Source organism: Veillonella sp. VA141 (genome assembly GCF_003992175.1).
GTDB lineage: Bacteria > Bacillota > Negativicutes > Veillonellales > Veillonellaceae > F0422.
On the sequence record NZ_RQVM01000003.1, the window covers coordinates 82,540 to 107,010 of the forward strand.

Genomic DNA, 24,471 nt, shown 5'->3' on the forward strand with positions numbered 1-24,471 from the left:
TATGAAAGTAGCAATTATTGGTGGTGGTCTAACGGGCTTATCTGCAGCGTATTATATGGGCAAAGCATTTCCTAACTGGGACATTCATGTCCTAGAATCTTCGAATCGTTGGGGTGGAAAGGTACAAACAAAACGTCGCGATGGCTATGTGGTAGAAGTGGGTCCTGATTCGTATTTAGCTAGAAAAACATCTATGACAGATTTGGTACAGGAATTGGGATTAGGTGATACCTTGGTACGTAATGCTACGGGAGAATCCTATATTTATCATCAAGGTCAAATGAAGCCTATCCCTGGAGGATCCATCATTGGCATCCCTACAGAATTTCTTCCTTTTGCTATGTCTAGTTTATTAAGCTGGTTTGGTAAATTACGAGCTGGATTAGATATTTTTAAGAAACCATACCCAGGAAATGAAGATATGAGTATCGATGCCTTTTTCCGGTATCATTTAGGGGATGAACTAGTCAATTTATTAATTGAACCTCTCTTATCTGGTATCTACGGTGGAGACTTAAAACGCTTAAGTTTACTGGGAACCTTTCCAGAATTTCGTCAATTAGAACAAAAGCATGGAAATTTGGTCAAAGGTATGATGGCTATGCAAGGTATGCGCAAACAATCTGGGGCGGCTACCGAAGGACAATTTGCCCAATTAACGGGAGGTTTAGAATCATTAGTAGATGCTCTTGTGGAACAAATGCCAAAGAACGTTTCTTTGCGCACATCGACTGAGGTGCTAGAGGCATCATACACAGATAAGCGTTATACAGTGCAAACACAAAACGGTACAGACTCCTACGACCGTCTTGTGATCACTACGCCACCTAAAGCCTATGAAAAATTTTTTGTGGGAGATGAAAAATTTGAAGACTTGCGGCATATGGAACAATCTTCTTGTGCCATTGTCATTATGAGTTTGCCGAAGTCAGCTTTTACAAAACCATTGCAAGGCACAGGCTTTGTCATCACTCGCAACACAGAGACACCATTGACGGCATGTACTTACATTTCTAGTAAGTGGCCACAAACGACACCACAAGACAAAGTGGTATTACGCGTCTTTTTAGGGAAGCCTACAGACTCTACGGTAGATACGCACAGTGAAGAAGAACTGTGTGAATTGGCGCTTTCAGAAATACGAAATATATTGAAATTTACAGGAAATCCAGAATGGATGGAAGTGGTACGGTTACAAAAAAGTATGCCCCAATATGAAGTGGGACACAAAGAACGAGTGGCAACCCTCATGGACCATGCCCAAGAACACTATCCAGGATTGGCATTGATTGGCACGCCATTTAAAGGGGTAGGCATGCCAGATGGCATTAAACAAGCCTATGAATTAGTAGAAGCATGGAAAGAAGAAACAAAGGAGGTAGTTCCTATGGATACACATACAGAATCTGTTCATGCAGGCGCAATACCTATGCATGGACATACTACAGGACTAGAAAAAGTACCTGAAACATACGAAGGTTGGTTTAGCTTACACGCTAATTATTCCATTAATTTTGAAAAATGGAGAAGCTGGTCCGGTGAGCAACAAAGTGAAGCATTGCAATCTTTCAAGGCGTTTATTGGAAATTTAGAAGCAGCTCATGAGGCCCATACAAGTAGCTATGCTATGTACCAAATCAATGGTCACAAGGGAGATATTATGTTTTGGTTCTTACAACCAAGTTTGCAAGAGTTGAACGAAGTAGAATTGACACTAAAAAAATTACCAATCTTTAGTGTATTACAGCCAGAATCTTCTTTCGTATCTGTTATTGAAGTAAGCAATTATGTGAAATCTCCGAAGGACCATCCAAAAGTGCAAGCCCGGTTATACCCTAAAATTCCTAGATTGGCTTGCATGTGTTTTTACCCTATGGCTAAGCAACGTAATTTAACAGATAATTGGTATATGCTAGATCGTCAAAGTCGTGGTAGTATGATGCGTTCTCATGGTCAAATTGGTAAAAAATATGAGGACACTATCAAAGAGTTTACGACGGGTGCTTTTGGCATGGATGATTGGGAATGGGGTATTACATTGATGAGTGATGATCCAATTCAGTTTAAAAAAATCGTCAATGAAATGCGATTTGATGAAGTAAGTGCTCGTTTTGGTATCTTTGGACCATTTACGATTGGTACTATTCTAACTATGGATGGCATAGATCATCTGTTTTCTTAATACATCAATAGGGCATTAAACTATAAAGAAATACAATTGCGACAGGTTTGCATACTAGTACCACACTGGATTGTGTAACCTGTCGTGTTTTTATTTTCTCCAATGTGGTGGCGCTCATCTAAAAGTTGTGGCTAATATCTATGGTTGCGTCATCTTTTGTATCATGTTAGATAGAACTGTTTGTATCTTAGTGATACTTATGCAGTAGTTATGTGTGGTTATATGGTATAATGAAAGATATGATAAAGGAGTGATGTCATGAAATTGTTAGCCATAGACTTAGATGATACGCTGTTACGTGATGATAATACCGTGTCTGATTATACAAAAGAAGTCCTAAAAAAAGCACAGGACAAGGGAATTGAGGTACTCATTGCCACAGGTCGAATGTACCAAACGGCATATCCTGTAGCACATCACTTAGGCTTAGGCGATGTACCGATGGTACTGTATTCTGGCGGTGTCATCCAACGTGTAGAAAGTAAAGAGCTCATTTGGGAACGAGCTATACCACCGGAGGTAGCGCGCAAAGTATTAGCCATCACGAAAGAGCATAATATCTATATTCAGTCCTATATTGATGACGAATTATTAGTACACAGTGAAACAGAGTTTTCTCGTCTCTATGAAGAGATTACAGGTGCCAAGGCTGTGTACGTAGGAGATGCTATCTATGACCCTCAAAAGGGAACGAACAAACTATTAGTGGTGGAAGAACCTGAACGTATGACAGAGGTGATTGCTATACTTTCTAAAGAAGTTGGCCACATGGTTGAGTTAGTTCGGTCCAAGGTGAATTTTCTAGAAATCGTGGCACCTCACGTGTCCAAAGGGGAAGCTTTGGCTTTCATGGGCGAGCGATTGGGCATCGGTTTAGAAGATATGGTATCCTTTGGTAATTCAGAAAATGATATTTCTATGTTACAAGTAACAGGCCATTCCGTGGCAGTAGGGAATGCAGAGGAACATGTGAAGACAATTGCCAAAGAAGTATGCGACACAAATGAAAAAGATGGCGTCGCTAAATGGATTGAAGCGAATATGTTATAAAATTTTGTAGGAGGGCCTCATGGAAGGGTTTCGTTTAATCATTGTGACCGGTATGTCCGGAGCAGGTAAAACACAAGTGATGCAAGTCTTGGAAGATATGGGATATTTCTGTATCGACAATATTCCTCCTGTGTTGATTTCTAAGTTTAGTGATATTTGTCGTCAAAGTGCAGGCACTAAAGTGAGTCGAGTAGCCTTAGTGGTAGATATCCGCAGTCGTGAATTTTTTGATGATTTAAACAGTGCCTTAGATGATTTGACGGCTATGAGTGTGCCTTATGAAATTGTGTTCATGGAAGCTAGCGATGATACTTTGATTCGCCGGTATAAAGAAACACGTCGTAGTCACCCCTTGGCACCATCAGGTCGCATTAGTACAGGGCTGTCACAAGAACGAGCACTCTTGGCTGATGTACGTAGTAAGGCGGATCATATTATCGACACCACAAATATGAAAACATCTGCCTTGAAATCATTTATGCGCCGTACTTTTAGCCACGTGAAAGAACAAACAGATGGTATGGCTATTACAGTGGTAAGTTTTGGTTTTAAATTTGGGATGCCTAATGATGCGGATATGGTATGGGATGTGCGATTCTTGCCGAATCCGTATTACATTCCTGAATATCGTCATAAATCGGGGCGCGTACCAGTGGTAAAAGAGTATATTCACTCCTTTGAAGTGACTGATGAATTTAAAAAGCATTTCTTTACTACACTAGATTTCCTTGTGCCAAACTATGAACAAGAGGGAAAAAGCCAATTTGTGGTAGCTGTAGGCTGTACAGGCGGTATGCATCGTAGCGTAGCAATGGCAGAGGCATTATATGCACATTTGAAAGAAAAAGGCTGTAATGTTTCTGTGGAACATCGTGATATGATGCGTAATCATGTAGAAGAAGATGTGAATCCACGTTCTAGATTAGACCTATAGAGAAAGGAGTGGGACGATTCTTTCGTCTCTCAAGCCTATGAAATATAATAATTGGATGCGCTGGTTTGCGCCAGGTATTAATATTAAGCGGTGGCTATTCCTATTTTCTTTAGGCACGATTTGGCTGGTAGTGGGTGTCCTTATGATGATGAACTACCAGTGGATTAGCAACTTTGAAGATATTTTCTTAGAATTTTTATTCCATCTTACAGGCTCCTATAACTATACGGTCATAGCCAGTCTTGGTTTAGCAGGTATTGTGGCGGGTATGGTAGCTATGTTGTGGGGGATACGTAAGCTCATTCAGACCATTGTGAATGCGATTTTGCCTAATACAGAAGATGGTGTGAGTGATTATATTTTTGAAAAAATTCGCTTAGGACAAGGACCAAAAATCGTAGTGATTGGTGGTGGTACAGGATTGTCTATGCTATTGCGAGGGCTAAAAAGTAAAACCACGAATTTAACCGCTATTGTTACAGTAGCAGACGATGGAGGTTCTTCTGGTCGGTTACGGGAAGATTTTCAAATGATTGCTCCTGGAGATTTACGCAACTGTTTAGTAGCATTAGCTGAAAAAGAAGGACTTATGGAAGAACTATTCCAGTATCGATTTACTAAAGGAGCAGAATTATCTGGCCATAGTTTTGGGAATTTATTCTTAACAGCAATGACTCAAGTGCTGAAAGATGATGTGGAAAAAGCCCTAGAAGCCTCTAGCAAGATCTTGCGAGTTCGGGGACGTGTTATTCCGTCATCTACAGAAGAAATCAAACTGATTGCTAAATTGACGGATGGTACCATCGTAGAAGGGGAAAGTAATATCCCTAATGCGGGTAAGCCAATTGCGAAGGTCTATACTGAGCCACATAGACCATCTCCTGTAGGAGCTGCCTTGCAAGCTATTGATGAAGCCGATGCCATCATTTTAGGCCCGGGCAGTTTATATACTTCGGTAATGCCGAACCTATTAATTGATAAGGTAGCGGATCACATTGCTAACTCTAAAGCGGCTAAGATTTATATTTGCAATGTGATGACGCAGCCAGGTGAAACAGATGGGTATACTGTGTCTGACCATGTGAAAGCCATTGAAGCACATAGTGAGGTGGGAATTATCGATACAGTTCTTGTGAATGATAACAGAATCCAAGATGCCACATTAGAACACTATAAACAAGCGGGGCAAGAACCAGTAGACGTAGATATGGATGTGTTGCAATCGATGGGGATTCGGACAGTTCGTGCAAATCTTGTAGATAGTCAAGATAAAGCGGTCCACAATTCTGAACGGTTAGCGAAAGTGGTCATGGATGTTGTCTTTGCTTTGCAGACGGATATTGAACCGCACATTTTAGAATATTACTTACAGCGAGAAGATCATTAAGTATGAAAGTAGAGCCTCTAGAGGCTCTATTTTCTAGTAGAAATAGTAAAGGAGAGGCTATGTCATTTGCAGAAGATGTAAAAAATGAATTGTGCCAATTTAAAACAGAAGATGCGTGGGCATCCAAGGTAGAGGCCTCTTGTTTATTACGGATGGGTGGGTCCATTTTACTAGGTATGCAAGGACGCGTAGGGGTACGTTTGGTGACGGCTAATAATGCAGTAGCTAGACGAGTGCTAGGAATTATTAAAGAACAGTATGATTTACCTACTTCTGTGCTAGTGCGTAAAGGGCTAAATCTACGCAAAAAGAACATGTATACGTTGACGGTAGAGCCTACAGAACAGAGTCGTCTTGCGTTAGAGGAGTTACAATTATGGCCTGTGGATGCTATGATTCCAGATGAATGGTTAAAAGACATGGAATCACGAAGAGCTTTTTTGCGAGGCGCTTTTTTGGGATGCGGGTCTGTTAATAAGCCACAAAGTGACTATCATTTGGAGTTTATGACTACAAAGGAAGACTTTGCAGATCAAATTATTCGTGTCTTAAAAATGTTCCGATTGCATGCTCGAAAGGTAGAGCGCAAAGAGGAGTTTGTAGTATATTTAAAGGAAGGGGATGCGGTGACCTCCTGTTTACAAATTATGGGAGCTCAATCAGCCCTGATGAATTTTGAAAATGTACGAATTATGAAAGATGTACGTAATACCATTAATCGTCAAGTAAACTGTGAAACAGCAAATCTACAAAAAACAGTGAATGCGGCAGTACGCCAACTCGATGCGATCCGTATTATTGATAAACATCAAGGCTTAGATTCCTTGCCAATTCGTCTTTATGAGGCAGCTATATTACGTCAAGAATTTCCGGATGGTAGTTTGCAAGAATTGGTAGATGCCTATGAAACAAAGTACAAACGAGAATTGACAAAATCTGGTATTGGACATCGTTTACGTAAATTAGAAGCCCTCGCCTTACAGTGGGAGCCAGAGGGGCTTACGATAGAATAGAGGTAGTATGAAATTAATGAATCGAATACAATGGAAACAATGGTTATTAGGGAGCATTTTAACAGTACTTGGGCTAGGCACTACGTATGGACAAGCACCGAGAACGGTAAATATTGATGAGTATACATTTACACCCTTAGAGGTAAAAACTGTTAAAGAGATAGATACTTTATTATTGTCCGATAGCCCAGAATATGTGAAAGAGCCTGGGATTGTAGGGGCAGGTACACTTCATGGGAAAAGTCGTATTTACTTTTATCATGTGAACGAACGAACAGAACCTATGAAAGTAGGTATTTTATTGGAAAATAAGGGAAATGCTCCAGCATTTGTAGAGATTGAACGAGCTATCTATGCGAAACCAAGTCCTGACTATTTTAAAGTGGGACGAGAGCTTTCGAAAAAAGAAGTGAATAGTACTGCATTAGATTTAGGTGCTTGGGCGAATGAAGGTGTAACGATTCCGGTTCGTTCTAAAGCATTACAACAAGAAATTAAAAAAGAAAAAGAGAGTCTTGCACAATCGAAGAAATTAAAGGCAAAAAAAATTGAAGAGGCAATTAAAAAGGATACTACATCAAGAACTATTTCATTAGTATCACACAATACTAGTGGTACAGAATTTGTATTACGCCCTGGGGAAGTACGACCTATTTTTACTGAGTTGGAAAAAGTACTGATGAAGCAAGATGATTTATTCAGTGGTATTATCGATTTTTCTACTACGGAACCAGTATATGCATCTGTGGCGGTGATGGAACCTAAGTCAACAGTTACGTATGGCTTGCCTTTATTGCCAATTCATCCTATAGATGAAGTAGAGTTACGGGGTACTTATGAAGGAATGCGTCGATTCCATGTGGTGGAACCGCAGTTTAATAGTGAGGCAGGTCCAGCTAGTTTTGAAATTGCAAATGATCGAGAAGATGCCTTTATTAGTGGTGTTGATGAGACTAGTAACAATAAGCTGGTGAAAAACAAAGGTAATTATGGTATTTCTAATGTATATGTGTTACGCACAGAAGGAAACACTCCCTATGCCTTGTATTTTAATCCATTAGGTGGTGCTTTTAGTGGCACATTCAGGATTACATCTTCTAAAGGTGTACGCACCTATGATGTGCCTGTAAAAGGTCCGTATTTGGGACATGAAACTATTTATGACACACAGCTATTAGATGTATTTGATAGACCAGAAGATTTACTATTAGAATACATGTCACCAGGGGCGTCGAATTTGCCTGTTAGATTTTTGTTGATTCCACAAATTTCGGAACATGAGAATACAGATGGTAGTAGATCGCAATATGTGACTAATTTAGTACATAAAATTTTGGGAAAATAATCAAGTTTTTATATAAATAATCTAAAAAGATATCTTGAATTAAACTAAATATAAATTATTTTATATGAACAATTATTCCTATTAATATGCGAAACTATGCAAATTGAAATTTCGCTGTTTAATTTAAAATAATCTAGATAGACAAAGTTTATATTGACAATCATTGCTATTTATAAATATAATGAGTGTTAGAAATGATACTCAGATTAAAGTAGGCGATGTAATTCGGCAAAAGAGGCCCATTTGTTAGTCGTATGAGACAGCAAATGGGCTTTTTTGAAAGGAGGAGCATGAATCAAAATTGTATGAAAAAAATAGAAAAGTTCAAACCTAAAGTAATGGATATAGACATGTTGTCTGCCACCGAGGTGGAACATGGCACCATTTATGAGATGAATACGCCTCGAGGTAAGGCCAAGATGTATAGTTATCCTGTATTCGGTGGAGTAGAATTGACGTTCCAAGAGGTGACCATGAAAGAAATCCGTCACCGTGCAAAACCCTTAGATGGTATGTTTGAAATCCATTATTGCAAAGAAGGGCGTATTGAGTGCGCCTTTGATAATGGAAAAGTATTATATATGGATGAAAACGATATTTCTGTAGGGTGGAAAGAGTCACCTAGCTATGTGCACTCTACAAAGTTTCCTACCTCTTATTATAAAGGTATCAATTTATCTATTTATATCCCCAAGGCCCAAGAGATGGTGAATAAGTTCGTAGGACATGATCGGATTGATCTTCGTGACATATGTAATCGCTTTTGTCAGGATTTTGAATTTGGGTTTGTATGTCGTAGAGAATCTAAACTTAGTGACATTTTTAAAAGTTTATATGATCTTCCCGATGAAGTGATGCCACAGTTATTTCAATTGAAATGTATGGAAATCATATTGTTATTAAGCACCATCGCATCAGATGATGATTGCTGTATGCCATATTTTGAACGAAAACATGTGGAAAGTGTGAAACGTATGCACGAATTTTTGATGAAAAATTTGCACAAAAAACCGACTATTGAAGAGTTGGCAAAAACATATGGATTAGCACCGACAGCATTGAAAAAATGTTTCAAAGGGATTTATGGTAGTAGCATTCATCAATATATTAAGCACATGCGGATAAAGGAGGCGGCAAAGGATTTAACTAATACAGATGATAGTATTCTCAGCATAGCTAACCGATATGGCTATGAAAATGCTAGTAAGTTTGCAGAAGCATTTCGGGTTATTATGGGACATAAACCTAGTGAATATAGGAAAATAAATAAAATGTCGGAATGGATTAAGTAGAAGCTATTTAGAGTAGATTTGAAATTATTAAATTTGATATTATAAGTATAAGCTGATAAAAATTATCATATTTTTTTAATGGAGGTAATAATATGGACAGCCTTTTATACATTGTACATTTATTTAACAGCGGTGGATTAGTAATGTATCCATTGGTTATTTTGTCAATCATTGTGATCGCAATTGGAATTGAGCGTTATACGTATTTCAAAGCTAATACTGCATTGCTAAAGGAATTTAGTCATGATGTGTATTTTGCAATAAAAGATAATGATTGGAAGAAAGCGAAAGAGTTATGTGAGGCAAATCAAACGGCAACTGGTCGTATCTTGAATGCAGGATTAACATACTCCAAAAACGAAACAAGTATGAAAAATGCGTTTTCCGAACAAATGATGATTGAAGCCTCTCATTTAAAAATTCATTTGGACTACTTAAGCGCTATCGTAACAATTTCTCCATTATTAGGTTTATTAGGTACAGTATCTGGTATGATTGGCACGTTCAGTGTATTGGATAATGGTGCTGGTGCATCCGCTATTTCTGGCGGCGTTGGTGAAGCCTTGATTGCGACTGCTACTGGTTTGTTAGTGGCTATCTTATCATTCTGTGTGTACACATACTTCAGTCATCGTATGGATGCAATTATCAATGATACAGAAACTTTATCTGTAGTGTTATTAAATGGTATGAAAGAACAATGGAGTGATTCTCATGTTTCAAAATAGTCGATTAAAAATGAAACCTGAGTTCATGATTGTGCCAATGATCGATATCATTTTCTTCTTACTGGTTTTCTTCATGATGAACAGTATTGAAACGGTGGCACAAAAGTCCTTGGGTGTACAATTACCGCAAGCACAATCAGCAACACAAGTCAAACAAAGTCCTATCATTCTTACATTGGATAAAGAAGGACATATCTTGATTGACTCTAAACCATATAGTATCGATGAAGCTCGTAACTATATTACAAGCAAAATTGGAGAAAATCCAAATACAGCGGTACTATTACAAGCAGATAAAAATACGCAACATGGATTCGTGGTTGCCATTATGGATATGCTAAAAACGATTGGGGTTAAGAAGTTCTCAATTGCTGCTAGCTAGAAAGGATGACACATGGAACAATATATTTCCTGGAAAAAATCCTACATAATCTCTGTTGTAATCCACATTGTCCTAGCTGTTGTGTTAGGTATTGCTTTAGTATCCGTAGTAGAGCATAAACAAACCGAAAATGCTTTTGAAATTGACATGTCTATTTCCGACGATTTAAAAGCATCCGCAGGTGGTGGTGGCGGTGGCGGCGGGGTATCTTTCCCTCAACCACTTTCACAAGAAGTTGTACAAGCTAAAGTACAAGCAGCGCAACAAAGTTTATCATCTCCGGTGCCAGTTGATGATGCTGTGAATGTGCCAACATCTACCAACGCAGCTACAGGTGCAAGTGATGGAACATCTACAAACCAAGGTACTGGTGGTGGATCTGGTGGCGGTAACGGAACAGGAAACGGTACTGGCGATGGTAGCGGTAACGGCTCTGGTAGCGGTGGTGGATCTGGCTCTGGCAGTGGCGGAGGTAATGGAGATGGTGTAGGTACTACATCTGGTAATGCACCGTTTGACTGGGCAGGATTTGTGGCTACTGTACAAGCCCAAGCACAAGGTACGTACCCTGCAATGGCAGTAAAACGTAACTTACAAGGTAGTGTTACAGTTAGCGTAACCATTGATGCGAGCGGTAATATAGCCTCTGTTTCGGCAGGTGGAGGACCTGGTATTTTAAACAGTCATACCCAAGATGTTGTCTATGGCATAGGCAATTATCCAAATGGTAGTGGCTCATCAGTATCAAATACATTCACAGTGTACTACACTTTGAATGGTGACTAGTGCAAAGGTACAAGAAATAATTCAGGAGGAATTATGGATTTAAAAAGTTTATTTGACTCCATGTCGGAGGAACAACGTAATATTCAACTTGGTTTTGATACAGCAACGCCGTTGACACATGCTTTTACAAGCAAACGTGCAGTACATGCTGGTCTAAGTGGGCGTCCTTTAGAAAAGGATGAGGCACAACGTGTATGGAATGAATTAATGCAACAACCACCTGTTCCAGGGCAAATGCAAACGGCATATATTCATATTCCATTCTGTCAAACTAAATGTACGTACTGCGGATTCTATCAACATGCTACGAATCAAGATGCAGAAGATAAATATGTAGATATGTTATTGAAAGAAATGCAAATGGCTGCCGATCAACCACGGTTCCGTGATGGTTTGATTCACACTATCTTTATTGGTGGTGGTACGCCAACATCATTATCTGCTAATAATGCAAAACGCATGTTGTCTGCCATCCAAGAATATTTCCCGTTGGCCAATGACTATGAGTTGACATTAGAAGGTCGTATTCACGACTTGGTGCCTGAAAAAATGGATGTATGGATGAGCCACGGTGTCAACCGTATGTCCTTAGGGGTACAGTCTTTCCATACTCACGTACGACGTCAATTGGGACGTTTAGATGATCAAGATACAGTGTTGTCTCGATTAGAACAATTAAAAGCATACCAACAATGTTCTGTGATTGTAGATTTAATCTATGGTTTACCAGATCAAACGATGGATGTGTGGATGGAAGACTTAAAACTTCTTGAACAATCCGCAGCAGATGGTATGGACTTATATCAATTAAATGTGTTTGAAAATAGTGATTTACAAAGCTTAATTGAACGCGGTAAAGTAAGCCCAGCAGCTACCACTAAAGAACAAGCATTAATGTATGAGGCAGCTGTAAAATACTTGATGAAACGTGATTTTACACGTTTAAGTGCAGCTCATTGGAGCCGTGCACCGCGTGAACGCTCAATGTACAACACTATGGCGAAAGCCGGATACCCAATGTATCCATTTGGTTGTGGTGCCGGGGGTAATTTAGGTGGATACATGACAATGTTACACCGTGTATTGCCTCCATATGAAGCCCTTGTAGAAGAAGGTAAGAAACCATTTATGGTTCTTATGAAACAATCTGAACTACAAGACTTCTCTAATTATGTAATCAGTTCCTTGGAACGAGGTGTTTTAAATCTAGACACTTTGATCGAAATGGATTCAAAATTAGAGGACTTACGTTGGTTGCTTGATACTTGGGTAACTCGTGGTTTGATGGAATATAATGGCGTATTATATCGCTTAACAACGGCTGGTGGATTCTGGAATGTCAATATTACACAAACCGTTATTGAATGTGTTCAGTACATCTTAACGGGTGAAAGCACATTGTTACATGAAAATATTGCGGCTCAAAACCATGGTGGTAGACCAAAAGATCATCCACATGTAGGTGGTGGTCATCCTGAAGGTGTGGCGAAACATCCACAGGGAGCAGGCGGTCATCCAGCAGGTGTTCCAAAAGGACATCCAGAAGGAGTACCAATGGGAGGACATCCAGCGGGCGTGGCGAAACATCCACACGGAGCAGGTGGTCATCCAGCGGGTATTCCGAAAGGACATCCGGAAGGAGTACCGATGGGAGGACACCCAGCAGGCGTGCCTAAACACCCACATGGGGCAGGCGGACATCCAGCGGGCATTCCAAAAGGGCATCCTACAGATATGGAAACTACACGTGCTCATGGCACAGTAGGACATAGTCCATTTAAGAAAAATATTTAGGTAGTATCTATTACAGGTGAACTCCTACACACCTTACCAAACCAAACAATATAGTTTCCTGTAATAGTTCTATAGCCACTCATAGAGTGGAATCAGGTATACCAGGTCAAAGTTGGTAGGCTGCATCATACTATAGTACGTTTAAAATCACTTCAGTAATAAGAGTGCAGTATCCGCAGGCAATGCCTGCGGATGTATATCTGATAAATGAACATTGTGCCTTAGGCTACAATGTTAGATACAAAAATAATGATATATTATTTATAGTATTTATATGTTATGTAAAAGGAGCGCACTTCCTAGAAGTGTGGAAAATGAATGAAAGCAATCGTAGTTTACTCAAGCCGTACAGGCAATACAAAATTAGTAGCAGAAGCTATGGCAAGTGCTTTGCCTGCTGGTACACCATGTGTATCTGTGAAAGAAGTTCCAGCTGATTTAGCATCTTACGATGTAGTATTTATGGGTTTCTGGGCAGACCAAGGTAACGCTGATAAAGCGGCACAAGCAGTACTTAAAGAAATCACAAATGAAAAAGTAGCTTTATTCTGTACTTTAGGGGTTCCTCCAGTATCTCCTCATGCACAAGAAACTGTAGAAGCAGCTGCGAAATTGTTACCAAATGATCAAACACCAGTAGGTTACTTCAAATGCCAAGGTAAAGTAGATCCGAAAGTAATCGAAATGATGTACAAAATGTTCCCAGAAGGCCATAACCATGGTAAAAGCCCTGAACGTGATGCACGTCATGCACAAGCTGCATCTCATCCAGACGAAAACGACTTAGCTAATGCAAAAGCATTTGTTGAAGAAGTTATTGCTAAATTATAAGTTTTCTACCTATGTAATAGGTTGCAATATAATAACACTCCGAAAAAGACTGCCAGAAATGGCGGTCTTTTTCATTCGAGGCGATAAGCTCTGATATGGAGTATGGACTAGAATTTTTTATGATTATTCTGAATAAGATTTTCCTGTTAGTAAGCAATGCTTTTAACTATAAGTGATATGATAGACCTATAAAAAAAGCGGGAAATTTTGTATAATTAAGATATGTTTTATTATTCCTTTGAAAGGGGGATCTTTATGCTAGTTTTGTCGGGAATAGTTATTATGATTTTGGGGTTAGCATTTCGATTCAATGCACTGCTTGTCATTTTGCTAGCAGGTATTGTCACAGGTCTAGTTGGTGGTGTAGGATTTCGAGAAACAATAGCTGCTATAGGAAAAGCATTTGTAACTAATCGATATATGTCTTTATTTATACTGATTTTACCAGTAGTAGGGATTATGGAACGTCATGGCTTAAGAGAACGTGCGGGATATTTAATCGGTAAAATTAATGCAGCAACTGCGGGAAGAATATGCATGCTTTATATGTTAATAAGACAAGTAACGGTAGCATTTGGTATTTCCTTAGCAGGAATGCCTGCGTTTGTTAGACCTCTTATTGCTCCAATGGCTGAAGCCGCTGCATTACATGGACAAGAAGTTTCACAAGAGACAATTGATAAAATCAGAGCAATGGCGGCTTCTGCTGATAATATTGGAAACTTTTTTGGCCAAAATATTTTTATTGCGGCAGGAGGAATATTATTGATAAAAGGAGTTATGGAACAGGCTGGTATTACAATCAATTTAGCAGAAATGATTTTATATTGTATTCCAACAGCCATTACTGCATATATTCTAGCGAGTATTAGATATATCCTTTTTGATAAAAAAGTTAAAGATTTAATTGCTAAAGATACGTTAAGTATATAGAGGGGGTGTATGTATGGAGTTGTTTGGATTACCTGCATTAGAAATTGTTTATATATTAACAGGAATAGTGTTAACTATTGTTGCTATACAATCCTTTAATGATAAAGAAAATACAAAACGTGTAGGAACAGGATTATTTTGGTTAACCTATGCTATTAGTTTTATGTTTGGAAAGTATATACCAGATGAAATTAATGGATGGATGGTAATTTTTATGGCAGCTATAGTGGCTACTAAGCAGTTGGGGAAAGGTTTTTATAATGAATCTTCTACAGAAATGAAGCTGTCTGAGTCTAAAAGAATTGGCAATGCCATTTTTGTGCCAGCATTGTTAGTCGGTGTTGTTACATTTTTAGTTGGAATCTTTACTAAACTAGGTGCTTTAGTAGGACTTGGTATTGCTGCGATGGTTGCTCTATTTGTAGCAGTGTTTTTAACACGAGTATCAGTACATCAAGGATTTAATGAAGGTCGTCGCCTGATAGATGCAATTGGGTGGACAGCTATTTTATCACAATTGCTAGCAGCATTGGGTTATGTTTTTGGTATTGCTGGCGTAGGCAAGGTTATTGCTACAGGAATATCAAGTGTAATCCCAGTTGATAATGTTTTTGCGGTCGTGGCTACATATTGCCTTGGTATGGCACTATTTACAATTGTTATGGGAAATGCATTTGCGGCTTTTGCAATGATGACAACGGGTATTGGAATACCTATGTTAATTAATATGCATAATGCAAATCCTGCAATGATAGGGCCAATTGCTATGCTTGCAGGGTATTGTGGAACATTATTGACACCAATGGCAGCAAATTTTAATATTGTGCCAACGGCTTTATTAGAAATGAAGGACCAATATGGGGTTATTAAGGCGCAATGGCCTGTAGCAGTATCTTTATTAGTATTTAACATATTACTTATGTATTATTTCATGGTATTCTAAAGTAATATAATAAAAATAAATACCTGTATAGTCATATTAAGAGGCGGTTAATAATGAAAACAATCTTAGTAACAGGGTTTGATCCATTTGGTGGAGAAGCTATAAACCCAGCTTGGGAAGCTGTTAAAGAATTAGAAGGATATATGGTAAACGACTATAAAGTTGTTACAAAAATGGTGCCAACAGTTCGATATGATAGTGTAAATGCTGTAAAACAAGCTGTTGAAGAGCATCATCCAGAAGCAATTATGTTAGTAGGTCAAGCTGGTGGAAGACCAGATATTACGGTAGAAAGAATTGCTATTAATATAGATGACTTCCGCATTGCAGATAATAAAGGTAACCAACCTAAAGATGAATTTATTGTAGAAGGTGGAGCTCCAGCTTATTTTGCCACATTGCCGATTAAAGATATGGTTAGTGGTTTACAACATCAAGGAATTCCAGCTAGTATTTCAAATACCGCAGGTACCTTTGTTTGCAATCATATTTTTTATGGTGTAGCACATGAAGTTGCAAATACGAATATTCGTTGTGGATTTGTACATATACCATATTTGCCAGAACAAGTAGTAACTAAGCCGGGTCAACCAAGTATGGCTAAAAATATTGTTGTAGAAGGGTTACAATCTATGGTCAATACAATTTGCAGTGGAAAAAGATATGAAATAATAGATCCTGTGGATTATGTAATTCCACATGATTAGTTATAAGTAATAAAACTTTTAAAATAAATGTGAGGATTTATGCATATGAGCATAATCCCACATTTATTTTTTAAATAATTACATTTAATGATTATTATGGCAATAGATGTATATGCAAGTATGATAATTCGGAGCTTGAGCATAAGGTGGATATATGAAGTTAATTAAACAGAATAAGAGAACATCAATTTTACTAGGTGCAGCATTTCTTATGGCAACTTCATCTATCGGACCAGGATTTATGTTGCAGACAGCAGCATTCACAGCTGAACTTAAAGCGGAATTTGGCTTTGCAATTGTATTATCGATTATTTTTTCTATTATTGCTCAGCTTAATGTGTGGACAATTATTAGTGTATCAGATAAGCGAGGACAAGACATTGCTAATCAAATATTACCAGGACTTGGCTATGTAGTTGCATTCTTGGTAGCCTTAGGTGGATTAGTTTTTAATATAGGAAATATTGGCGGAGCATCGATGGCACTCCATATTGTAGCTGGAATTGATATTAATATAGGTGCAGCTATAAGTGGAATTATTACTATGCTTCTCTTTATATTGCCTAAAGCCGAGAATATTCTTGATGGAACTTCTAAAATACTGGGTATGGTAATGATAGCTCTGATTGGATTTATTGCGTACTCTACGGATCCACCTGTAAAATTGGCTATTACACATACGATTATGCCAGACTATATTCCTTGGTTAGCTACCTTGACATTGATTGGTGGAACGGTTGGTGGATATATAACTTTTTCCGGCGGACATCGACTTATAGATGCTAATATTACAGGAAAAGAAAATTTACATCATGTACGCCAATCTGCCTTCTGGGGAATACTAATAGATGCTTTTGTTAGAGTTTTATTGTTTTTAGCTGTTTTAGGAGTGGTGACATCAGGTGCGCTATTGGATCCTAAGGATCCAATAGGAAGCACATTTTTAATAGCTGCAGGTTCATTTGGGTATATGATTTTTGGAATTATATTTTTATGCGCATCTTTGACTTCTATTTTAGGCGCTGCATATACTTCTATTTCTTTTTGTAAAACCCTATTTCCTATAATAAATAAATATGAAAAAAGTGTTATTATGCTCTTTATTGCGATTTCAACGTTTATTTTAATTTTTATAGGAAAGCCAGTATCATTAATGATTGTAGCAGGTACAGTAAATGGATTTATCTTACCAATCACATTATCTGTTATGTTGATTGCTACTCGTAGAAAGGATATAGTCGGAGACTATTTACATCCAAAAGTCTTATATTATCTAGGTTGGGTTGTTGTTTTAATTACAGCCTATATTGCAGTAATATCTGTGCATAGTATTTTTAAATTATTTTGATTTTTTGAGATCAAAAATACTATTTTGTAAATTAATTAATCATTTTGTATTTTCCTGTTAGCATAGTAAAAGTAACAGAAATATCTTGACGTATAAGCGTCCTTGCTTTATAATACTTATAAGCTTAATGAATCGGTACGAGAGACCGAAGAGCGTAATTTGAACCTTTTAAATTAGTCCTGTGAGGCTAGTAAGGGAACGTAGTAGGAGTGCTTTACTTATAATCTATAGGTGTGCTCTATAATAGAATCACTATAACTATGCGACCTCTTGCCTTACGGCAAGGGGTCTTTTTGCGTGTAATAGAAGTACTACAAAGGAGGCTATGATGGGAGAAATCAGCTTAAAAGGTAAGCACCTATTAGGACTGCAAGGTCGGTCAAAAGAAGAAATTGAACTCATTTTGCGTGTAGCTAAAAAAATGAAAAAAATTGTTTTATCGGACAATAAGAAACATCCATTATTAAAAGGCAAATCTATTATTAACTTGTTTATGGAGAATAGTACACGTACAAGAAGTTCCTTTGAGTTAGCAGGTAAATATTTAGGGGCTGATGTCATCAACATTTCCAAGAGCGGTAGCTCTATGGCAAAAGGGGAAAGTTTCCGTGACACATTATTAACAATGTCTTATATGGGAACAGACGCCATCGTAATGCGCTCTAGTGAAGAAGGAGCTCCTTTATATGCCACAAAATGTGTAGATCCAATTATTATCAATGCTGGTGATGGAGCTCATGAACATCCAACACAAGCCTTATTAGATATGTACTCTATCTTAGAACATAAACCTACATTAGAAGGTTTAAAAGTAGTTATCATAGGCGATATCATGCACAGCCGTGTAGCGCGCTCCAATATTTATGGATTAAAAACAATGGGTGCTGATGTGCATCTAGCTGGTCCACGTACGTTAGTATACCCAGAACTAGAAAAATTGGGTGTTACAGTTCATCATGATGTACGTGAAGCTGTGAAAGATGCAGATGTGGTAAACGTATTGCGTATCCAATTAGAACGGATTCACTCCGCCTTATACCCAAGTAATCGTGAATATGCACGTATCTTTGGTATTAATAAATCTGTGTTAGAAAACGCAAAAGATGATGTATTAGTATTGCATCCAGGACCAATGAATAGAGGTCTTGAAATTGCGCCAGATGTGGCGTATGGTGATGCATCAGTAATCCAAGAACAAGTGCGTAATGGTGTAGCCACCCGTATGGCGATTTTATACTTAACAATTATCGGAGGTGACGGTAGTGAGCTTGCTGATTAAAAATGGTACGGTAGTTAACCCGGCAAAAGGACAACATGAAGTAGCAGATATTCTTGTAGAAAATGGTGTAATTGCAGCAATTGGACAAAATTTACAAGCGAATCAAGCAGAGGTATACGATGCAACAGGTCTTATCGTAGCTCCTGGATTAATTGATATTCACACGCATTTACGTGAACCAGGTCAAGAAGCAAAAGAAGACTTTCACAGTGGTACACAAGCGGCAGCAGCAGGTGGATTTACACGTGTTGTAACTATGGCAAATACAAACCCTGTTGTGGATAACGCTCCATTAGTACGTGGATTGCGTAAACAAGCTGAATTGACAGGGGTTGTAAAAGTAGATTTTATGGGCGCTGTGTCTAAAGGCTTGCAAGGAAAAGAACTTGCAGAAATGGGTGATATGGCAGAAGCTGGTGTAGTAGGTTTCTCCGATGATGGACACTATGTAGAAAGTGCAGCTTTCATGCGTCGTGCTTTAGAATATTCATCCATGTTTGGAAAAATGGTTGTAGACCATGCAGAAGAATGTAGCTTAACTTGTGAAGGTCACATGCATGAAGGTATCGTTTCCTATGAAATGGGTGTAAAAGGTCGCCCAGCTGTGGCAGAAGATTTAGCGGTAGCTCGTGATATTATGCTAGCAGAAATGACTGGTGGACATATCCATATTGCACATGTGAGTACAAAAGAAGCTGTTGATCAAGTACGCCGTGCGAAAGCAAAAGGAATCAAAGTAACTTGTGAAGTAACAAGCCAACATTTAGTGTTCACAGATGAATATTTACGAGATTATAATCCAGACTTTAAAATGGCTCCACCAATTCGTTCTGAAGATCATCGCCAAGCGTTGTTAGAAGCATTACAAGATGGCACAATTGATGCAATAATTACGGACCATGCACCACATGCGTACGAAGAAAAAGATGTGGAATTCTGCTGTGCAGCGAATGGTTTCACAGGATTGGAAACATCCTTTGCGGCAGTAATTACACATGTATTAAAAACAGGTATCCTCACAATTGATGAAATCATCAATTTAATGAGTACTAAACCAGCTCAATTAATCGGAGTAGACGGAGGCGTACTTGAAGTAGGAAAACCTGCGGATATCTCAGTCCTTTCTTTAGATGAAACTTGGACTGTAGATAGAAATAAATTCTACACTCGTGGTAAATCATGTCCATTTGATGGTATGACAGTCACTGGTAAAGCAAAATTAACAGTAGTAGATGGAAAAGTTGTAATGAAAGACGGGGTTGTAATCGGGTGACAGGAAAACTGGTATTAGAAAATGGAACTATCTTTGAGGGCACATTGCTGGGGGGCATGCCAATCGTTGGCGAAGTAGTGTTTAATACAGGGATGACGGGATATCAAGAGATTTTAACAGATCCGTCATATGCAGATCAAATTATTACTTTAACTTACCCATTAGTAGGCAATTATGGTGTCACACGTGAGGTAGATCAATCTTCTAAGCCCTATTGCAAGGCAATGATTGTAGGAGAATTGTGTACGTTCCCTAGTAATTGGCAAAATGAGGGGACATTTGAGGAATATATGAGAAGCCATGGTATTCCATGTTTATACAATGTGGATACACGTGCAATTACACGTGCTATCCGCAGCCATGGCGTGATGAAAGGGGTTATTTGCCCAACAGATACACCACAAGAGAAAATCGATGCTTTATTAGCGCAACTACTAGCGACAGATCACATTATGCGTGTTACCACAAAATGGGAAGGTCGCCGTGGTCAAGATACAGCTGAGTTTCATGTAGCCGTGTACGATTTTGGTGTGAAAGAAAATATTCTTCAATCTTTGGAAAACGAAGGGTGTCGATTGACAATTTTCCCAGCTCATACAAAAGCTGAAACAGTGATGGCTTGCAATCCTGATGGAATCTTCTTGTCCAATGGACCGGGAGACCCGAAAGACGTACCTGAAATTGTTGAAGAAATAAAAAAATTAGTAGGCCAAAAACCTATTTTTGGTATTTGCATGGGACATCAACTGATTGCTCGTGCATTTGGTGGTGAAACGTATAAGTTGCGTTTTGGTCATCGTGGATCTAACCATCCAGTAAAAGATTTAGATACGAATCGTGTTCATATTACCTCTCAAAATCATGGTTATGCAGTTGATGAAGCAAGCCTAGAGGGTTCTGGATTGCGCGTATCCCATCGCAGTGTGAATGATGGTACTGTAGAAGGATTAGTGCATAGTGAATTGCCGATTATGTCGGTACAATATCATCCAGAAGCGTCTCCGGGTCCGACTGATAATGTATATTTGTTTGAACGTTTTAAAACATTGATGAGAAGAGGTTAATGATGGAAAAGAAAAAAGTTCTTGTAATTGGTTCTGGTCCAATTATTATCGGGCAGGCAGCTGAGTTTGATTATGCAGGCACACAGGCTTGTCAATCTCTTCGTGAAGAAGGTTATGAAGTTGTATTAGTGAACTCCAATCCGGCTACTATCATGACAGACCGTGATATTGCGGACCGTGTTTATATTGAACCGATTTCTTTGGAGTTTGTTACAGAGATTATCCGTAAAGAACGCCCATATGGTGTGTTGGCTACATTAGGTGGACAAGTTGGTCTCAATATGGCGGTAGAACTGTCAGAGGCAGGAGTCCTTAAGGAGTATAATGTAAAATTATTGGGTACTACTTTAGAGGCTATCAAACAAGCGGAAGACCGTGAATTGTTTAAAGAGGCAATGAAACGTATCAACCAACCTGTGCCAGAATCTGATATTTTCAGTGATGTGGCGGAGGCAGTGGATTTTGCCAATCGTATTGGATACCCTATCATCATCCGTCCTGCCTATACACTAGGTGGCACAGGCGGCGGTATTGCTCATAACGAAGAAGAAATGTACATGATTGCTCTTCGTGGCATCAAGCTTAGTCCAATCCATCAAATTCTTGTAGAACGATCTGTAGCTGGTTGGAAAGAAATCGAATACGAAGTGATGCGTGACCGCGCAGATAACTGTATCATTGTATGTAATATGGAAAACATTGACCCAGTAGGGGTTCATACAGGTGATTCGGTGGTAGTAGCACCATCTCAAACCTTGAATGATACACAGTACCAAATGTTGCGCACTGCCTCTGTGGATATCATTCGCTATCTTAAAATTGAAGGCGGTTGCAATGTGCAATATGCCTTAGATCCATATAGCAATCAATATTATGTAATCGAAGTAAATCCACGTGTGTCTCGCTCTTCTGCATTAGCCTCTAAAGCAACGGGATATCCCATTGCTAAGGTAGCGGCGAAGGTTGCTATCGGCATGACCTTAGATGAAATTACAAATGCTGTTACAGGAGAAACAAAAGCGTGCTTTGAACCATCCTTGGACTATGTGGTAACAAAATTTCCTCGTTGGCCATTTGAAAAATTTAATTTGGCGGATCGTACGTTGGGAACACAAATGAAAGCCACTGGCGAAGTTATGGCTATCGACAGAACCTTAGAAGGTTCTCTATTAAAAGCCATTCGTTCTTTAGAAATTGGATTAGATCATATTGAACTGAAAAAGATTGCTCATGAAACGCCTGAGCAACTGATTGAACGATTACAATTAGTGGATGATGAACGTCTCTATGTCATCGCTCAAGCTCTTCGTGTGGGTATTAGTGTAGAGAAAATCTGCTATATTACAAAAATAAATTCTTTCTTCATCAATAAAATTAAAAATATTGTATTAGTAGAAAAAGATTTGGCTACTAATGGTGTAACAGAATCAAATTTAAAAACTGCGAAGCGTTACTCTTTCCCAGACCAAGTCATTGCTAGATATGCAAATTGTAGTGCTGAAGAAGTGTTGGCAAAACGCAATGAATGGAATATTCATCCAACCTATAAATACGTAGATACCTGTGCCGCAGAATTTGAAGCGCACACGCCATATTATTACAGTGCCTATGCCACAGAAGATGAAGTAGTACCACGTGGTGAAAACAGCGTTATCGTTCTTGGTTCCGGTCCAATTCGTATCGGACAAGGGGTAGAGTTCGATTATTGCTCTGTTCATTCCTCATGGGCATTACGTAAAGCTGGTATGAAATCTATCATTATTAACAACAACCCAGAGACAGTAAGTACAGATTTTGATACATCTGATAGCTTGTACTTTGAACCGTTGACAGTAGATGATGTGATGGAAATTATCCGCAAGGAGAATCCAGTAGGGGTTATCGCTCAGTTCGGTGGACAAACAGCCATTAACTTAGCAGGACCGTTGGCTGCAAGAGGTGTAAATATTCTAGGTACATCTGTAGACAGCATCGATATGGCAGAAGACCGTGAACGTTTCGATGAATTGTTGGCAAAATTGGAAATTCCTCGTCCAGTAGGCGCTTTGGTAACTAGTGACGAAGAAGCCTTAGAAGCAGCAAAACGCCTACAATATCCATTGATTGTCCGTCCGTCTTATGTACTAGGTGGTCGTGCTATGGAAATTGTATATAATGACCAAGAATTAGATCGTTATATGAAAGAAGCTGTAGTAGCATCGAAAGATCACCCAGTGTTAATCGACCGCTACATGGTAGGCATGGAAGTAGAAGTAGATGCGATTTCTGATGGTATCGATGTATGCATTCCGGGTATTATGGAACAAGTGGAACGAGCAGGGGTACACTCTGGAGATTCTATTGCGGTATATCCAGCACAACATTTGTCGGAAGAGTTGACGAATCAAATCGTAGATTATACTCGTCGCATTGCTCAAGGGTTGCAGGTAAAAGGGGTACTCAATATCCAATATATTGTGGTTAATGATGAGTTACATGTTATCGAAGTGAACCCTCGTTCTAGCCGTACAGTGCCTTTCATTAGTAAAGTAACTGGTATCAACATGGTGGAGTATGCAACACGAATTGCTTTAGGAGAAACCTTAGAAAGCTTGGGATTACCAACTGGATTAGTGCTAGCCCGTCCACATGTGGCTGTAAAAGCACCAGTATTCTCCTTCTCAAAAATGGGGTTGGTAGAAATTGCACTAGGACCAGAAATGAAATCTACTGGAGAAGTAATGGGAATTGGCCGTACTTATGCAGATGCCTTGTTCAAAGCGATTCACGGAGCCAATATGCGCATTCCAGATAAAGGCAATATTTTGATGACCGTAGCCGATCGTGATAAAGAAGAAGCAGCCCGTTTGGCAAAAGGTTTTATCGAATTGGGGTACCACATTCAAGCTACAGGTGGTACTGGTCGTTATTTCACAGAACACGGTGTAGATTGCACTATAGTGAATAAGCTATCTGAAGGTAGTCCAAACTGTGCAGATGCTATTCGTGAAGGTAAAGTAGATTTGATGCTAAATACCCTAACCTATGGTAAACAACCAGAACGAGAGGGATTCCAATTGCGTCGTTTAGCTGTAGAAATGGGCGTACCATGCTTAACATCTTTGGATACAGCTCGTGAAGTATTACATGTTGTAGCTAGTCGAGCTACCGCAGGTGATGCTATTACAGTGGATGCAGTGCAAGATTATGAAATGGAGTAA

20 protein-coding genes are annotated in these 24,471 nt (G+C 38.9%); all 20 read left to right on the forward strand.

Annotated features, from left to right (window positions below):
• The first annotated feature begins 1 nt into the window (after position 1).
• The 20 genes from hemG (at position 2) to carB (ending at position 24,471) form a co-directional block, all read left to right on the forward strand.
• Positions 2-2,182 carry a protoporphyrinogen oxidase gene (gene hemG / locus EO112_RS08360; RefSeq protein WP_240629343.1) on the forward strand — a complete coding sequence of 727 codons (2,181 nt, stop codon included), beginning with the start codon at positions 2-4 and terminating at the stop codon, positions 2,180-2,182.
• Positions 2,183-2,440: 258 nt separating this feature from the next.
• Entirely contained in the window at positions 2,441-3,232 is a 792-nt protein-coding gene (locus tag EO112_RS04485; protein WP_127163132.1) for a Cof-type HAD-IIB family hydrolase, read from the forward strand.
• 19 nt (positions 3,233-3,251) lie between these two features.
• The gene (rapZ, locus tag EO112_RS04490) at positions 3,252-4,166 is read left to right on the forward strand and encodes an RNase adapter RapZ (protein ID WP_127163134.1); all 915 of its coding nucleotides are present in this window, start codon (positions 3,252-3,254) and stop codon (positions 4,164-4,166) included.
• A 37-nt stretch (positions 4,167-4,203) separates the two neighbouring features.
• On the forward strand, positions 4,204-5,553 hold the full coding sequence (yvcK, locus tag EO112_RS04495; RefSeq protein ID WP_038144751.1) for a uridine diphosphate-N-acetylglucosamine-binding protein YvcK: 1,350 nt from the start codon (positions 4,204-4,206) through the stop codon (positions 5,551-5,553).
• A 59-nt stretch (positions 5,554-5,612) separates the two neighbouring features.
• Positions 5,613-6,566 carry a DNA-binding protein WhiA gene (gene whiA, locus EO112_RS04500; protein ID WP_127163136.1) on the forward strand — a complete coding sequence of 318 codons (954 nt, stop codon included), beginning with the start codon at positions 5,613-5,615 and terminating at the stop codon, positions 6,564-6,566.
• A gap of 7 nt (positions 6,567-6,573) precedes the next feature.
• Positions 6,574-7,911: a hypothetical protein gene (locus tag EO112_RS04505; protein WP_127163138.1), complete on the forward strand. Its 1,338-nt coding sequence runs from the start codon at positions 6,574-6,576 to the stop codon at positions 7,909-7,911.
• Between the two features lie 290 nt (positions 7,912-8,201).
• Positions 8,202-9,203, forward strand: coding sequence for an AraC family transcriptional regulator (locus tag EO112_RS04510; RefSeq protein ID WP_164723945.1), 1,002 nt, complete (start codon positions 8,202-8,204; stop codon positions 9,201-9,203).
• Between the two features lie 92 nt (positions 9,204-9,295).
• On the forward strand, positions 9,296-9,931 hold the full coding sequence (locus EO112_RS04515) for a MotA/TolQ/ExbB proton channel family protein (RefSeq protein WP_009353689.1): 636 nt from the start codon (positions 9,296-9,298) through the stop codon (positions 9,929-9,931).
• A complete protein-coding gene (locus tag EO112_RS04520; RefSeq protein WP_009353705.1) occupies positions 9,918-10,313 on the forward strand; it encodes a biopolymer transporter ExbD in 396 nt (131 codons plus the stop codon). Before EO112_RS04515 ends, EO112_RS04520 begins: the two co-directional genes overlap by 14 nt.
• Before the next feature lie 12 nt (positions 10,314-10,325).
• Positions 10,326-11,099 carry an energy transducer TonB gene (locus EO112_RS04525; RefSeq protein WP_009353703.1) on the forward strand — a complete coding sequence of 258 codons (774 nt, stop codon included), beginning with the start codon at positions 10,326-10,328 and terminating at the stop codon, positions 11,097-11,099.
• A gap of 33 nt (positions 11,100-11,132) precedes the next feature.
• Positions 11,133-12,893, forward strand: a complete 1,761-nt coding sequence (hutW, locus tag EO112_RS04530) for a heme anaerobic degradation radical SAM methyltransferase ChuW/HutW (protein WP_127010745.1) — start codon at positions 11,133-11,135, stop codon at positions 12,891-12,893.
• A gap of 318 nt (positions 12,894-13,211) precedes the next feature.
• Positions 13,212-13,724 (forward strand): flavodoxin family protein, encoded by a 513-nt coding sequence (locus EO112_RS04535; RefSeq protein WP_126940650.1) that lies wholly within the window; start codon positions 13,212-13,214, stop codon positions 13,722-13,724.
• 255 nt (positions 13,725-13,979) lie between these two features.
• A complete protein-coding gene (locus tag EO112_RS04540) occupies positions 13,980-14,657 on the forward strand; it encodes a DUF969 domain-containing protein (RefSeq protein WP_038144755.1) in 678 nt (225 codons plus the stop codon).
• Positions 14,658-14,670: 13 nt separating this feature from the next.
• Positions 14,671-15,600: a DUF979 domain-containing protein gene (locus EO112_RS04545; protein WP_126940648.1), complete on the forward strand. Its 930-nt coding sequence runs from the start codon at positions 14,671-14,673 to the stop codon at positions 15,598-15,600.
• A 53-nt stretch (positions 15,601-15,653) separates the two neighbouring features.
• Positions 15,654-16,307 (forward strand): pyroglutamyl-peptidase I, encoded by a 654-nt coding sequence (gene pcp / locus EO112_RS04550; RefSeq protein WP_126940646.1) that lies wholly within the window; start codon positions 15,654-15,656, stop codon positions 16,305-16,307.
• Between the two features lie 154 nt (positions 16,308-16,461).
• Complete coding sequence (locus EO112_RS04555) at positions 16,462-17,655, forward strand: NRAMP family divalent metal transporter (RefSeq protein ID WP_127163140.1); 1,194 nt, start codon at positions 16,462-16,464, stop codon at positions 17,653-17,655.
• A 328-nt stretch (positions 17,656-17,983) separates the two neighbouring features.
• The gene (locus tag EO112_RS04560) at positions 17,984-18,934 is read left to right on the forward strand and encodes an aspartate carbamoyltransferase catalytic subunit (RefSeq protein WP_127163142.1); all 951 of its coding nucleotides are present in this window, start codon (positions 17,984-17,986) and stop codon (positions 18,932-18,934) included.
• On the forward strand, positions 18,918-20,207 hold the full coding sequence (locus EO112_RS04565) for a dihydroorotase (protein ID WP_127163144.1): 1,290 nt from the start codon (positions 18,918-18,920) through the stop codon (positions 20,205-20,207). The genes EO112_RS04560 and EO112_RS04565 overlap by 17 nt, the downstream gene beginning before the upstream one ends.
• On the forward strand, positions 20,204-21,271 hold the full coding sequence (gene carA / locus EO112_RS04570; RefSeq protein WP_127163146.1) for a glutamine-hydrolyzing carbamoyl-phosphate synthase small subunit: 1,068 nt from the start codon (positions 20,204-20,206) through the stop codon (positions 21,269-21,271). The genes EO112_RS04565 and carA overlap by 4 nt, the downstream gene beginning before the upstream one ends.
• A 2-nt stretch (positions 21,272-21,273) precedes the next feature.
• Complete coding sequence (gene carB / locus EO112_RS04575) at positions 21,274-24,471, forward strand: carbamoyl-phosphate synthase large subunit (protein WP_370106547.1); 3,198 nt, start codon at positions 21,274-21,276, stop codon at positions 24,469-24,471.

Coding starts and splice junctions, on each gene's coding strand:
- hemG (WP_240629343.1), top strand. CDS start 2: ATGAAAGTAGCAATTATTGGTGGTGGTCTAACGGGCTTATCTGCAGCG.
- EO112_RS04485 (WP_127163132.1), top strand. CDS start 2,441: ATGAAATTGTTAGCCATAGACTTAGATGATACGCTGTTACGTGATGAT.
- rapZ (WP_127163134.1), top strand. CDS start 3,252: ATGGAAGGGTTTCGTTTAATCATTGTGACCGGTATGTCCGGAGCAGGT.
- yvcK (WP_038144751.1), top strand. CDS start 4,204: ATGAAATATAATAATTGGATGCGCTGGTTTGCGCCAGGTATTAATATT.
- whiA (WP_127163136.1), top strand. CDS start 5,613: ATGTCATTTGCAGAAGATGTAAAAAATGAATTGTGCCAATTTAAAACA.
- EO112_RS04505 (WP_127163138.1), top strand. CDS start 6,574: ATGAAATTAATGAATCGAATACAATGGAAACAATGGTTATTAGGGAGC.
- EO112_RS04510 (WP_164723945.1), top strand. CDS start 8,202: ATGAATCAAAATTGTATGAAAAAAATAGAAAAGTTCAAACCTAAAGTA.
- EO112_RS04515 (WP_009353689.1), top strand. CDS start 9,296: ATGGACAGCCTTTTATACATTGTACATTTATTTAACAGCGGTGGATTA.
- EO112_RS04520 (WP_009353705.1), top strand. CDS start 9,918: ATGTTTCAAAATAGTCGATTAAAAATGAAACCTGAGTTCATGATTGTG.
- EO112_RS04525 (WP_009353703.1), top strand. CDS start 10,326: ATGGAACAATATATTTCCTGGAAAAAATCCTACATAATCTCTGTTGTA.
- hutW (WP_127010745.1), top strand. CDS start 11,133: ATGGATTTAAAAAGTTTATTTGACTCCATGTCGGAGGAACAACGTAAT.
- EO112_RS04535 (WP_126940650.1), top strand. CDS start 13,212: ATGAAAGCAATCGTAGTTTACTCAAGCCGTACAGGCAATACAAAATTA.
- EO112_RS04540 (WP_038144755.1), top strand. CDS start 13,980: ATGCTAGTTTTGTCGGGAATAGTTATTATGATTTTGGGGTTAGCATTT.
- EO112_RS04545 (WP_126940648.1), top strand. CDS start 14,671: ATGGAGTTGTTTGGATTACCTGCATTAGAAATTGTTTATATATTAACA.
- pcp (WP_126940646.1), top strand. CDS start 15,654: ATGAAAACAATCTTAGTAACAGGGTTTGATCCATTTGGTGGAGAAGCT.
- EO112_RS04555 (WP_127163140.1), top strand. CDS start 16,462: ATGAAGTTAATTAAACAGAATAAGAGAACATCAATTTTACTAGGTGCA.
- EO112_RS04560 (WP_127163142.1), top strand. CDS start 17,984: ATGGGAGAAATCAGCTTAAAAGGTAAGCACCTATTAGGACTGCAAGGT.
- carB (WP_370106547.1), top strand. CDS start 21,274: ATGGAAAAGAAAAAAGTTCTTGTAATTGGTTCTGGTCCAATTATTATC.